The organism is Geminicoccus sp. (genome assembly GCF_036263595.1).
Classification (GTDB): Bacteria; Pseudomonadota; Alphaproteobacteria; order Geminicoccales; family Geminicoccaceae; genus Geminicoccus.
This window is the reverse complement of record NZ_DATAGQ010000192.1, coordinates 19,981-32,213: the sequence shown is the minus strand read 5'-3', so window position 1 is coordinate 32,213 and position 12,233 is coordinate 19,981. Positions and strand designations below refer to the sequence as shown.

Here is a 12,233-nt window from a genome sequence, read left to right as displayed (position 1 = left end):
TTATGAAGAACCCAGCGCGACCCTGCGGACCGACTGCAGCCGGCCGGACTTCAAGGCGTCGACATACATTGCGACGAAGATGATCGCTCCCGTCACCAGCCGGTAGGCGTAGGGGTTGGCGCTCATCTGGTTGAGCCCGTTCTCGATCATCTCGAAGGTCAACGCCCCCAGGACCACGCCCGGCAGGATGTTGCCCCGCCCGCCGAACAGGCTGATCCCGCCCACCACCACGACCGCCACGGCGGTGAATTCCATGCCCCGGCCGAGATAGGCGCTGATCGAGCCCACCTGGACGAGCGCGATCAGCCCGCCGATCGAGGCCAGCAGGCCGGAGAGCACGAAGGCCAGGAACAGGCGTTTGCGCACCGGGATCCCGATCCGCTCGGCCACCTCCTCGCCATTGCCGATCGCGTTGACCTGCCGTCCGAACACGGTGCGCCGGTGCACCTGGTCGATCACCAGGACGAGCAGCGCCACGATCAGGATGTCGACGAAAACCGGCCCGATCGACAGGTTGCCGAGCGCCCGCACGCTCTCGGGCAGCGGGATCAGGATCGCACCCGTGAGCTGCAGCGCCACGCCACGAAACGCGATCATCGTCCCGAGCGTCGCGATCAGCGGGTTGATGCCCAGCACCACCACGATGAAGCCGTTCAGCGCCCCCAGCAGTGCTCCCGCCACCAGCGCCGCCGCGAACGCGATCACCGGATGAACGCCCAGATCGTTCATCAGCAGGACCGTGAACGTCGAGGACAGGAACGCGATGGAGCCGATCGAGATGTCGAGCTTGCCCGCCAGCACCACCAGCGCCATGCCCGCCGACATCAGCACGACCGGCGCCATGGTGTGCAGCATCGCGACGAGATTGGCCCCGCTCGCGAAATGCGGGGTCACGAGCGAGAAGAAAGCGAAGATCAGGACCAGGACGACCAGGAAGCCGTGGCGCCGCGCTTGGCCGACGAGCGTGCTCATGCCGCCTGCCTTTCCACCGGCCGGGCCTCGGACACGGCTTGGAGAAGCATGTCCTTGTCCGCCGTCCCCGGCAGTTCGCCCGTGATCCGGCCGCGCTGGACGATCAGGTAGCGGTCGCAGACGCGCATCAGCTCTTCCAGCTCCGAGGCCACCAGCAGCACCGCCGCCCCCGCTTCCGCCAGCTCCACGGTCAGCCGCAGGATCTCGGTCTTCGCCCCCACGTCCAGGCCACGGGTCGGCTCGTCCAGGAGGAACAGCTTGGGCTGCGTGCCCAGCCAGCGGGCGAACACGACCTTCTGCTGGTTGCCGCCCGAGAGCGTGCGCACCGGCTGGCGGATGGAGGCGAGCTTGATGCGCAACCGGTCGGCAAAGCCTTGCGCGAACGCCTGCTCGCGCTTGCGGTCGATCAGGCCGAGCCGGCCGAGCAGCCGGTCCAGATTGCCGAACGAGATGTTGCTCGCGACCGACAGGGGCAGGAGCAGTCCTTCCCCGCGCCGGTCCTCGGTCACGAAGCCGACCTCGGCATGCAGCTCCCTGGGCGTGACCGGCAAAAGGCGTCCATCCGCGCCAAAGCGGATCGTGCCGCGGTCGATCGGGTCCAGCCCGACCAGGGCGCGCAGGATCTCGGTGCGCCCGGAGCCGAGCAGTCCCCAAAGGCCCACGATCTCGCCCGGCCGCAGCGTCAGCCCGACGTCGGCCAGCGCGCCGTTGTGAAGCCCTTCCACCTCCAGCATCGGCGACGTGTTGACCACCTGGGGCGCCCGCAGCCGGTCCTGCTCGTGCACGTCGCCCAGCATGAGCGCCACGATGTCGGCGGGCCGGTAGTCCCTGATCGGGCCGGAGCCGACGCGCTGGCCGTTGCGCATGACCGTCACGCGCTCGCAGACCTCGAAGATCTCGTCCATGAAATGGGTGATGTAGATGATGGCCGTGCCATCCGCCTTCAGCCGTCCGATTACGTCGAACAGCCGCCGCTTCTCGCGATCCGACAGGGACGAGGTCGGCTCGTCGAAGATCACGATGCGCGGCTTGCCGGCGAGCGCACGGGCCACCTCGACCATCTGCCGGTCGCCCATGCCGAGCGTCTCGACCACCTCGTCCGGCCCGAACGTGCAGCCCAGGCGCTCGAGGATCGGCGCCACCAGCGTGCGCATCGCCTTGCGGTTGACGAGGCCGCCGCTGGTCGGCAGCTCGTCGATCAAGACGTTCTCCGCCACCGTCATCGACGGCAGCATGTTCAGCTCCTGATGGACGAAGGCGATGCCATGCCGGCGGGCGTCGCGCGGTCCGGTGATCTCGACCGGGCGCCCGTCGATCAGGATCAGGCCCTCGTCCTTCGGCACCACGCCGCCCAGGACGTTCATGAGCGTCGACTTGCCGGCCCCGTTGGCGCCCATCAGCGCATGCGCCCCGCCGGCTTCCACAGTCATGCCCGCATCGGTCAACGCCGCCACGCCCGCGAAGCGCTTGGAGATCCCGCGCAGCTCCAGGATGGCGCTCATCGCCCGGGCCCCGCCGTCAGCCGGTCGAGATAGATGAACCCGATGATCGCCACGCCCTTGATCACGAGGTTCATGAAATAGGAGACGCCCAGCTGGTTCAGGCTGTTGCTGATCAGGATGATGAACAACGCACCCAGCACCGCGCCGATCGGCCGGCCCGAGCCGCCATAGATGCTGACGCCGCCCACCACGCAGGCGCTGACGATGTCGAGCACCACGCCGTCATTGCCGAGGTTGGCCGAGGCCGAGCCCAGCCGTGCGGTCAGCATCGCGGCCGCCAACCCTGCCAGCAGGCCGGAGACGACATAGGTGATCAGCAGCACCCGCTCGACCGGCACGCGCGCCACCCGTGCCGCCCTGGCGTTCAGCCCGATCGCGTAGAGCTGGCGCCCGAAGATCGTGGAGGTCGTGGCAATCGAGGCTGCCAGGGCCACCGCCAGCAGGATCAGGATGGCGAGCGGCACGCCTCCCGGCCGGGCCAGCATCAGGTCGAAGAAGCTCTCGGGAAAGTCGGCGATGCTTTGCGAGTTGGTGATCCAGACCGTGGCGCCACCCACCACGGTCATGGTCGCCAGCGTCACCACGAACGGCGTCATCTTGAAGATCGCCGCCGCCACGCCGTTGAACAGCCCGATCAGGCCGCCGGTCAGGAGCATCGTCAGGATGCCCGGCGCAACCCCTGCCTCGCGCATGACCAGCGCGCCGATCACCGCCGAGAACGCCATGTTCGCCGGGATCGACAGGTCGATGCCGCCGCCCACCATGACGAAGGTCATGCCGATCGCCATGATGCCCAGCGCGGAGGTCTGTACCAGGATGTTGATGAGGTTGTTCACGCGGAAGAAGTTCGGCGCGAACGCGTACATCACGACCAGCAGGCCGGCGACGATCACCAGCGGCACGGCGAACGTCACGAGACGCCGTACTTCTGCGACGCGAGGCGTTGCCGCGATTGCGCTCAAACCCAGGCCTCCCCTCCGGCGGGCCTTTGGCAGGGCCGCTCGGTGGTTGAGCGGTAAAATTTTACATGTTAGCTGTCAATGCAGCTGTTGCGAACGCCTCCAAGGACGCCGCAACGAACGAGAGGATCAGGGAGCGCCACCATTACCATCTTGGAGGATCCGGGCCCTCCCAAGGCAGGGTTCGAGCGGCTGGCTTACGCGGATCTGAGCGAACTCACCTACGACGCCATCCGCCGCCGCATCCTGGCGCGCGAGCTCGGCACGGGCGAGCAGATCCCGGTGGACCGCGTGGCGACCGAGCTGGGCGTCAGCCGCACGCCGGTGATCGACGCGCTCAAGCGCCTCGCCGCCGAGGGGCTGGTCGAGATCAAGGCCCGGCGCGGCTGCTTCGTGCGTGAGCTCAGCGCGACCGACATCCGCGAGATCTTCGAGGTCCGCGAGGCCATCGAGCTGTTCGCGATCCGCTACATGATCCGCAAGGGCCTCCACCACGACGTCGTCCCGCACCTCGAGGAAGCCCAGGCCGAGATGGTCCGCTGCATGAAGGGCGACGTCTACACCGACTACGACCGGTTCATCGCCTGGGACCAGGCGTTCCACCAGCGGATCGCGGATGGTGCCGGCAACAGCCGCTTCTCGGAGGCCTACCGCAACCTCCACGTCCACCTGCACATCATCCGCTCGCACAATTTCGACGTGCTGCGCTCGCCCACAGGCGTGACCGCCGATCACCATGCCATTATCGAGGCCATCCGCGCTGGCGACGCACCGGCCGCCGAGCAGGCCGCCTGCCTTCACCTCACCCTGGTACGGGACAAGATGATGGCCAACCTCGAACAGGACAAAGGACAGGACCGCCGATGAACCCCAAGACGGTCGTCATCACCGGCACCAACGGCAATCTGGGCCGCAAGCTGATCCAGGCCTTCACCCCGCAGGACTGGTGCGGCGAGATCCTGGGCATCGATATCGACTTCTTGGGGGAGCCCATCCGCTCCGACAAGTTCCGCCCGGTCCAGGCCGACCTGGTCGACCGCCACGACCGCCGCTGGCAGGAAGCGATCGAGAAGGCCGATGCCGTCGTCCACCTGGCCGCGCGCAATCCCTACCCGGACGCCACCTGGGAAGAATCGGCCGCCTCCTTCGACATGACGATCAACGTCGTCGAGGCATCGACGCGGGCCAAGCCGCGCCGCCTCGTGTTCGCCACGTCCAACCACGTGATGGGCCGCTACAAGGACCGCCCCGAGGGCTCGATCCCGCGCTCGCTCAAGCCCGACACGCCGCCCCAGACCGGCACGATCTGGCGCAGCGCCGGCCAGCGCTTCGAATCGACTGCCTATGCTGTGGCCAAGCTGATGGGCGAGCGTCTCTGCGTCCTGCGCGCGAGCCCGGATGCACTCACGGCGGTGGCGATCCGCATCGGCTGGTGCCAGCCGGGCGAGAACCTGCCCGCCACGATCAGCCCGACCGGCAAGCCCATCGACGGCACCGAGATGTGGGACGAGGACGGCCTGCGCGATCTCCGCTGGTTCCGCGCCATGTGGCTGTCCAACCGCGACTTCACCGGCATCGTCCAGGCGGCGATCCTGGCCGACGCGTCCGGCTGGCCGGCACCCGGCATCGTCGTGAACGCCATGTCGGCCAACCGCGACATGCCCTGGGACCTGGAGCCGACCATCCGCGCCCTGGGCTACCAGCCGCAGGACGACGTATGGTCGGTCCTGGACCCGGCTACGCGGCCGGAGCCGACATGATCGTCCAGGCATGCCTCAACGGCGCGCGGCCGAAGGATTACCACCGCCGCCTGCCGGTGACGGTGGAAGCGGTCGTCGACGATGCGGCAGAGAGCGTGGCCGCCGGGGCAGCGGAGATCCACGTGCACGTCCGCGGGCCGGGTGGCGCCGAGAGCCTGGAGCCGGAAGTGGTGGATGTCACCTTGGCGGCGCTGCGGTCTCGCCTGCCCGGCACGCTGATCGGCATCAGCACTGGGGCCTGGATCGAGAGAGACGACGACCGCCGCCTCGCCATGATCGCCGGCTGGGGCGAACTGCCGGACTACGCATCGGTAAACCTGAAGGAAAGGGCCGCGCCCGCTGTCATCGAACGGCTGCACCGGCGCGGGATCGGTGTGGAGGCGGGTCTGACGTCCGTGGCCGATGCCGAGCGCCTCGTGCGCCTACGCCTCGGGCCGCTGACGTTCCGCATCCTCATCGAGATCGACGAGCAGGCACTGGACGAGGCAACTTCTGTCGCCGACGGGATCCTGGCAGTCCTGACCGGCGCCGGCCTCAGGAAGCCCGTACTGCTGCACGGGTTCGACGCCACGGTCTGGCCGTTCGTGGAGTGTGCCGCGAGGCAGCGCTTCTCGACCCGCGTCGGACTTGAGGACGGCTCACGCCTGCCGGACAACACGATCGCGCCATCCAACGCTGCCCTGGTCGCTGCAGCGGTCGCGATGACGCACCGCGCCAGCTGAGGGCTCTCCTCCCGCGACGGGAACCAGGTCGACGGGAGGAGAGCCGGTTGAAGCTCAGATCTCGATCGTCTCGCCGGGCTTCGGCCGAAGCACCTGGCCGCGGTTCACCTCTGATTGGAACACGTCGGGCGTGCCGGTGAGGAGCGGGAAGGTGCCCCAGTGGATCGGCAGCACCGCCTCCATCTGCAGGAACTCGTTCTGCGCGATGGCGGCGGCGCGCGGCCCCATGGTCAGCCGGTCGCCGATCGGCAGCGCGCCGACGCGCGGGCGGTAGAGGCGGCGGATCAGGGACATGTCCGAGAACAGGTCGGTATCGCCGGCATGGTAGAAGCCGTCGTCCTGGGAGCGCACGACAATGCCGCACGGGCTGCCGAGATAGCGGGCGCGGCCATCCTCGTGCACGCTGGAGGAATGATTGGCACGGGTGAACGCAATATGGAGGTCGAGCAGGTCGATCGAGCCGCCCGCATTGATCGGCTCCACGTTCTCCACGCCCTGCGAGGAGAGGAACACGCTGATCTCGTAGTTGCAGGCGACCGGGACGCCGAACTGCTTGGCCAGCGGCGCCGCGTCGCCCAGATGGTCCTCATGGCCGTGCGTCACGCAGATCAGGTCGATCTTGCCCAGCCGGTCCAGCGCATTCTCCGGATACGAAGGGTTGCCGGTCAGGAACGGATCGAACAGAACGGACCGTCCGCCGAGCACGACATGGACTGCTGAATGACCGAGCCAGGTAATGCTCAACATGCTTGGTTCCCACTCATGGAAATCGATGATTTATTGTGTGCGACGCAACATAGGTGTTGCGGTTCGTGACGGCTAGGTCACCCGCATGAAACGGTTCCTTGCCACCTTCCTTCTGCTCGTGGCGCCAGCCCTGGCCCAAGCCGACCCCCCGCCGGCCGGCGAGCTGTTCGGTGCCATGAGCCTGCCGGCACCCGGTGCTCCGCAGGTCTTTGGCAGCTATGCCAAGGGCTGTCTTGCCGGTGCGGTCACCCTGCCAGCGGACGGTGACGGTTATCAGGCGATGCGCCTGTCCCGCAACCGCACCTGGGGCCATCCGGACCTGGTGGCCTTCATCGAGCGGCTGGCGCAGGAGGGGCGGGCCGATGGCTGGCCGGGCCTGCTGGTCGGTGACATGGCCCAGCCCAGGGGCGGTCCGATGCGCTCGGGCCATGCCAGCCATCAGCTGGGCCTCGACGTGGACCTCTGGCTGACCCCGATGCCCGGCCAGCAGCTATCGCCGGACGACCGCGAGGAACTGAGCGCCGTCTCGATGCTGAAGCCCGGCACGCGGGAACTGGATCCCGCCCGGTTCGGCATGCGGCAATTGGCCATCATCCGCCGTGCTGCCCTGCAACCCGAGGTCGAGCGGATCTTCGTCCATCCGGCGATCAAGGGCGCCATGTGCGAGATGGCCGGGACCGACCGTGGCTGGCTGCGGAAGGTCCGCCCCTGGTTCGGACACGACGCCCACTTCCACGTGCGGCTGCGCTGCCCGGCGGGCCAGCCCGACTGCCGCCCCCAGGAACCGCCGCCGGAAGGGGATGGCTGTGGCGCCGACCTCGCCTGGTGGTTCAGCGAGGAGCCCTGGCAGGCGCCGGCCGTGCCGGAGCCGCCGCCCAAACCCCTGGTCCTGAGCGACCTGCCGACCCAGTGTACTGCAGTGCTTTCCGCACCCTAGGGCGAAGCGGCGATCGCGGTTTGCGCAGAGCCCGGCTGCTCCTTTAGGATGGACCGACGCCACCGGGAGCTTCCTGCATGCGCTTGTCGATGTTGTTCGCGGCCACTGTACTTCTTCTGGCCGCCGGCCCCGCCCTGGCGGCTCGTTGGGAGGCGGCCGGCCTGTCGAGCAGGGGCAACCAGGTCTTTATCGACGCCAGCAAGATGAAGGCGGCCACCGGCGACGTCAGGGCCGTCGCCTACCGCGTTCTCTTCACCACCCCGGTCGACCTGGACGGGCGCAGCATCGCCTCGCTTCGCGTCGATGCCCGCTTCGACTGCCGCTCGGGCATGGTGACCACCGACAAGATCACGCTGTTCACCGATGCCGAGGGCACCCGCACGCTTGCCCAGCGGCGCGAGCGCGTGCCGCTCACGGTGAAGGAGCCCGTCGGCTCCAGCGGCGACGTGGCGCGTCAGGCCGTCTGCCGGTAGCGCTCAGGCCGGCGCAATGAAGGGCTGCGCGATCTCCTGGAACACGTCGATCGCCTCGCACCGGACCGAATGCGCCTCCAGGTTCGGCCAGCGCTCTTCCAGCACGATCGACGGGTGCGCGTCCGTCAGGTGGCGCAGCACGCAGGCTACGGCGATGTCGGCATGGTTGATCTGCGGGCCATGCCAGTAGGTCGTGCTGCTGCTGGCGCGCTCCACCTCCAGCACGTCGAGCACGGCCGCAATCTGCCGCTTGCAGCGCTCGACCCAGACCGCGGACGTCTCCTTGTGCAGCGCAGTCTCGTAGAAGAGGCTCACGGCCTTGTCGGCCAGTCCGCTCGCCAGCGCACAGGTCTTGAGCATCCGCCGCCGCTCCAGCCCGCGGGCCGGAGCCAGCGCGCGCGCCGGACCGGCCACCTCGTCGAGGTGATCCAGGATCATGGCGCTCTCGATCAGCACCTCGCCGTCGTCCAGCACCAGCGTCGGCACCCGGCTGAGCGGATTGTAGCGCGCGATCTCGGCGGCGTTGCCGAACACCGACCATGGCCGGTGCTCGAACGGCATCTCGTACAGCCTGAGCGCGATCCCGACCCGCCGCACGAACGGCGAATCGTACTGCCCGATCAGGATCACCGCCTTACTCCGCCGCCTTCAGGCTCATCGGGTTGTTCGGGTGCATGCCCCAGTTCAGGTAGGGCCGCCCCTGGTCGCGCTCCTGCATGGTGATGCAGTCCTCGACCGGGCAGACATGCATGCAGAGGTTGCAGCCCACGCACTCTTCCTCGTTCACCTCGTAGCGCCGCTTGCCACCCGACTTCATCGCCCAGATCGACTGGTGCGAGGTATCCTCGCAGGCGATGTGGCAAAGGCCGCACTTGATGCAGAGTTCCTGATTGATGTTGGCGACGATCTTGTAGTTGAGGTCGAGCTCGCCCCAGTTGCGGTAGTTCCGCGTCGCCAGTCCCATGAAGTCGCCCAGCGTGCGGTAGCCCTTCTCGTCCATCCAGTTGGACAGGCCGGACGCCATGTCCTCGACGATCTTGAAGCCGTAATGCATCGCCGCCGTGCAGACCTGCACCGACCCGCAGCCCAGCGAGATGAACTCGGCCGCGTCCCGCCACGTCTCGATCCCGCCGATGCCGCTGATCGGGATGTCCTGGCATTCCGGATCGCGGTCGATCTCCGCGACCATGCCGAGCGCGATCGGCTTGACGGCCGGGCCGCAATAGCCGCCATGGGCCCCCTTGCCGCCCACCACCGGCTCCGGCGCCATCTGGTCCAGGTCAACCGCGGTGATCGAGTTCACCGTGTTGATCAGGCTGACCGCGTCCGCCCCGCCCCGCACGGCCGCCCGGGCCGGCCCCAGGATGTTGGTCACGTTCGGGGTGAGCTTCACGAACACCGGCATGCGCGTGGTCTGCTTGCACCAGCGCGCCACCATCTCGATATACTCGGGCACCTGCCCCACCGCCGAGCCCATGCCGCGCTCGGACATGCCGTGCGGGCAGCCGAAGTTCAGCTCGACCCCGTCCGCCCCGGTCTCCTCGACCAGGGGCAGGATCGCCTTCCAAGCTTCCTCGGTGCAGGGCACCATGAGCGAGACGACCATCGCCCGGTCGGGGAACATCTGCTTGACCCGCTTGATCTCCTGCAGGTTCACCTGCAGTGGCCGGTCGGTGATCAGTTCGATATTGTTGAAGCCCGCCATGCGGTGGCCGCGATACTTCACCGCACCATAACGCGACGAGACGTTCACGACCGGCGGGTCCTCGCCCAGCGTCTTCCAGACGACACCGCCCCAGCCCGCCTTGAAGGCGCGGACGACATTGTACTCCTTGTCCGTCGGCGGCGCGGAGGCCAGCCAGAACGGGTTCGGCGACTTCACGCCGGCGATGTTGCAACGCAGATCGGCCATGACGCTGCTCCCTCAGTTGCCGGCCAGGAAGGAATGGATCGAGCGCGCGGCGATCTTGCCGTCCTCGACCGCGACGACGGTCAGGTCCTGGTCGAGCCCGGTGGCATCGCCGCCGGCCCAGACCCTGGGCATCGACGTGCGCCGGTCGGTATCGACGGCGATCTTCGATCCCGCCATCGCCAGCCGCTCGGCACTACCGTTCAGGTCGGCCGCGACCAGGTTCTGGCCCACCGCCTTGAACACTTGGTCGGCCGGCAGCACGAACCGCTCGCCGGTGAGCGCCAGCGTGCCGCGCTCGTCCAGCCGCGTGTACTCGAACTCGATGCCGGCGACGCGACCGCCATCGCCCAGGATCCGCACGGGTGCTGCCCAGAGCTGGATCTTCACCCCGTTGGTCTGGGCGACTTCCTGCTCGTAGCCGGTAGCACCCATGTGCTCGACGCCGCGCCGATAGACGATGGTGACGTTCTCCGCCCCCAGCCGCTTGGCCTGCGTCGCCATGTCGATGGCGGTGTTGCCGCCGCCGATCACCACCACATCCCGTCCGATCGGCAGCTCACCCTTGTCGGCCGCTTGCCGGAGCGATTCGATGAACACCACGGCGTTCATGACGCCGTCCAGCTCCTCGCCCTCGATCCGGAGCGCATTGGTGCCGCCCATGCCGATGCCCAGGAACACCGCATCGTACTGCTCGGCCAGATCAGCCACATGGACGTCCATGCCGAGCACGACCCCATGACGGATCTCGATGCCGCCCAGGCTGAGCAGGAAGTCGACCTCGCGCTGGGCGAAGTCGTTGGTCATCTTGTAGGTCGCGATGCCGTACTCGTTGAGCCCGCCGCCCTTGGGCTTCTTCTCGAAGATGACGACGTCATGGCCGAGCCGCGCCAGATGGTGCGCGCAGGCCAGCCCTGCCGGCCCGGCCCCCACCACCGCGACTTTCCTGCCCGTGGCCGGCGCGCGCGTGAACGGCTGCTCGCCCCGCTCGAACAGATAGTCGGTGGCGTAGCGCTGGAGCGCCCCGATCATGACCGGCTCGTGGTCCTGGTCGAGCCGCACGCAGGAGCCCTCGCACAGGATTTCGGTGGGGCAGACCCGGGCGCAGGTGCCGCCCAGGATGTTCGCGTCCAGGATCGTCATCGCAGCACCGCGGACATTGTCGGTCTGGATGCCCCGGATGAAGCGGGGGATGTCGATGCTGGTGGGGCATGCCTCGACGCAGGGCGCGTCGTAGCAGAACAGGCAGCGCGACGCCTCGACGATCGCCGCCTTGCGCGACAGTGGTGGTTCCAGGTCGGCGAAGGCCTTTGCGTAGTCGTCCGCCGTTCGACGATGGCTCCTGATGTCGCCCATGTCCTGCCGCAGCCTGCTTGTCCCCTAGGAGCGTGACGTTATAGAACCTGACCACACGGTCAAGAATCATTCAAAAGGAACAACGGTGGCCGGACGGATCCGCGAGCAGAACCGCGCGCTCATCCTGCAAGCCGCCGAGCGCCTCTTCGCCGACAAGGGCTTCGAGGGCACGACGATTCAGGCGATCGCCGACCTGGCGGGCCTGCCCAAGTCGAACGTCCACTACTACTTTCCGACCAAGGAGCGGCTCTACCGGACCATCCTGGAGGAGATCCTCCAGACGTGGCTCGCCGCCTTCGGCCGGTTCGGTGAGCATGACGATCCTGCCGAGGCGCTGGCGAGCTACGTCATTGCCAAGGTGCGCCTGTCGTTCGCCCGGCCTCATGCCTCCCGCATCTTTGCCCGCGAGATGCTGAACGGCGGCCATCTCATCAGTCCCTTCCTGGAGGACGAGTTGCGCCCCTGGGTCGAGGAGCGCGCAGCTGTCCTGCGTGCCTGGACGCGGCAGGGCCGTCTCCGTCCGGTTGATCCCCACCACCTCCTGTTTACCATCTGGGCTGCCACCCAGACCTATGCAGACTTCGCGCCGCAGATTCGCGCCATCGAGGGCGGCGATCCCGACGCCGCGTCCCAGGCGGCGATCGCACGATCGGTGGCTGAGATCGTGGTGCGGGCCTGCGTCGCGCAGGACGATCCAGGCGCATCCACGTCCCGACGAGGGCAAGCTGCTTCAGCCGCCTAGTGGTGTGAGTTGGAGTTCTGCTAGCAAATCCGGTGAACTGAAAGACGGCCGCTCCACCATCGGCAAGAGCGGCGTCGCCTCACGGTACCGATTGGCGTCGGAAGGTTTACGGTCACGAGCATCCGGTCGCGCGCCACCCGGTACATGGCCCTGG

Annotated in this window: 13 protein-coding genes; 6 read left to right on the top strand and 7 right to left on the bottom strand. The window is 67.8% G+C overall.

What is annotated here, in order from left to right:
- The 3 genes from VHL31_RS20420 to VHL31_RS20410 are packed head-to-tail and all read right to left on the bottom strand — an operon-like array spanning nucleotide 1 to nucleotide 3,436.
- Nucleotides 1-972: an ABC transporter permease gene (locus VHL31_RS20420; protein WP_329663083.1), complete on the bottom strand. Its 972-nt coding sequence runs from the start codon at nucleotides 970-972 to the stop codon at nucleotides 1-3.
- Nucleotides 969-2,474, bottom strand: coding sequence for a sugar ABC transporter ATP-binding protein (locus tag VHL31_RS20415; protein WP_329663082.1), 1,506 nt, complete (start codon nucleotides 2,472-2,474; stop codon nucleotides 969-971). Before VHL31_RS20415 ends, VHL31_RS20420 begins: the two co-directional genes overlap by 4 nt.
- Nucleotides 2,471-3,436: an ABC transporter permease gene (locus tag VHL31_RS20410; protein ID WP_329663081.1), complete on the bottom strand. Its 966-nt coding sequence runs from the start codon at nucleotides 3,434-3,436 to the stop codon at nucleotides 2,471-2,473. Before VHL31_RS20410 ends, VHL31_RS20415 begins: the two co-directional genes overlap by 4 nt.
- Before the next feature lie 150 nt (nucleotides 3,437-3,586).
- On the opposite strand from VHL31_RS20410, the gene VHL31_RS20405 reads away from it, so the two are divergent.
- From VHL31_RS20405 to VHL31_RS20395, 3 genes are read left to right on the top strand one after another with little or no spacing between them, the layout of a single operon-like run.
- Nucleotides 3,587-4,300, top strand: a complete 714-nt coding sequence (locus tag VHL31_RS20405; protein ID WP_329663080.1) for a GntR family transcriptional regulator — start codon at nucleotides 3,587-3,589, stop codon at nucleotides 4,298-4,300.
- Nucleotides 4,297-5,193: an NAD(P)-dependent oxidoreductase gene (locus VHL31_RS20400; RefSeq protein ID WP_329663079.1), complete on the top strand. Its 897-nt coding sequence runs from the start codon at nucleotides 4,297-4,299 to the stop codon at nucleotides 5,191-5,193. The genes VHL31_RS20405 and VHL31_RS20400 overlap by 4 nt, the downstream gene beginning before the upstream one ends.
- Complete coding sequence (locus VHL31_RS20395; RefSeq protein WP_329663078.1) at nucleotides 5,190-5,915, top strand: 3-keto-5-aminohexanoate cleavage protein; 726 nt, start codon at nucleotides 5,190-5,192, stop codon at nucleotides 5,913-5,915. Before VHL31_RS20400 ends, VHL31_RS20395 begins: the two co-directional genes overlap by 4 nt.
- Nucleotides 5,916-5,969: 54 nt before the next feature.
- Here VHL31_RS20395 and VHL31_RS20390 read toward each other — a convergent pair whose 3' ends face one another.
- The gene (locus VHL31_RS20390; RefSeq protein WP_329663077.1) at nucleotides 5,970-6,662 is read right to left on the bottom strand and encodes a metal-dependent hydrolase; all 693 of its coding nucleotides are present in this window, start codon (nucleotides 6,660-6,662) and stop codon (nucleotides 5,970-5,972) included.
- An 85-nt stretch (nucleotides 6,663-6,747) separates the two neighbouring features.
- On the opposite strand from VHL31_RS20390, the gene mepA reads away from it, so the two are divergent.
- The gene (gene mepA, locus VHL31_RS20385; protein ID WP_329663076.1) at nucleotides 6,748-7,599 is read left to right on the top strand and encodes a penicillin-insensitive murein endopeptidase; all 852 of its coding nucleotides are present in this window, start codon (nucleotides 6,748-6,750) and stop codon (nucleotides 7,597-7,599) included.
- Between the two features lie 77 nt (nucleotides 7,600-7,676).
- Nucleotides 7,677-8,072 carry a surface-adhesin E family protein gene (locus VHL31_RS20380; RefSeq protein ID WP_329663075.1) on the top strand — a complete coding sequence of 132 codons (396 nt, stop codon included), beginning with the start codon at nucleotides 7,677-7,679 and terminating at the stop codon, nucleotides 8,070-8,072.
- A 3-nt stretch (nucleotides 8,073-8,075) separates the two neighbouring features.
- Here the strand turns inward: VHL31_RS20380 and VHL31_RS20375 are convergent, their stop codons facing one another.
- From VHL31_RS20375 to VHL31_RS20365, 3 genes are read right to left on the bottom strand one after another with little or no spacing between them, the layout of a single operon-like run.
- On the bottom strand, nucleotides 8,076-8,702 hold the full coding sequence (locus VHL31_RS20375) for a glutathione S-transferase family protein (RefSeq protein WP_329663074.1): 627 nt from the start codon (nucleotides 8,700-8,702) through the stop codon (nucleotides 8,076-8,078).
- Nucleotides 8,703-8,706: 4 nt separating this feature from the next.
- On the bottom strand, nucleotides 8,707-9,984 hold the full coding sequence (preA, locus tag VHL31_RS20370; RefSeq protein WP_329663073.1) for an NAD-dependent dihydropyrimidine dehydrogenase subunit PreA: 1,278 nt from the start codon (nucleotides 9,982-9,984) through the stop codon (nucleotides 8,707-8,709).
- Nucleotides 9,985-9,996: 12 nt separating this feature from the next.
- A complete protein-coding gene (locus VHL31_RS20365; protein WP_329663072.1) occupies nucleotides 9,997-11,337 on the bottom strand; it encodes an NAD(P)-dependent oxidoreductase in 1,341 nt (446 codons plus the stop codon).
- Between the two features lie 85 nt (nucleotides 11,338-11,422).
- On the opposite strand from VHL31_RS20365, the gene VHL31_RS20360 reads away from it, so the two are divergent.
- Nucleotides 11,423-12,079: a TetR family transcriptional regulator C-terminal domain-containing protein gene (locus VHL31_RS20360; RefSeq protein ID WP_329663071.1), complete on the top strand. Its 657-nt coding sequence runs from the start codon at nucleotides 11,423-11,425 to the stop codon at nucleotides 12,077-12,079.
- The last annotated feature ends 154 nt before the right edge of the window (nucleotides 12,080-12,233 follow it).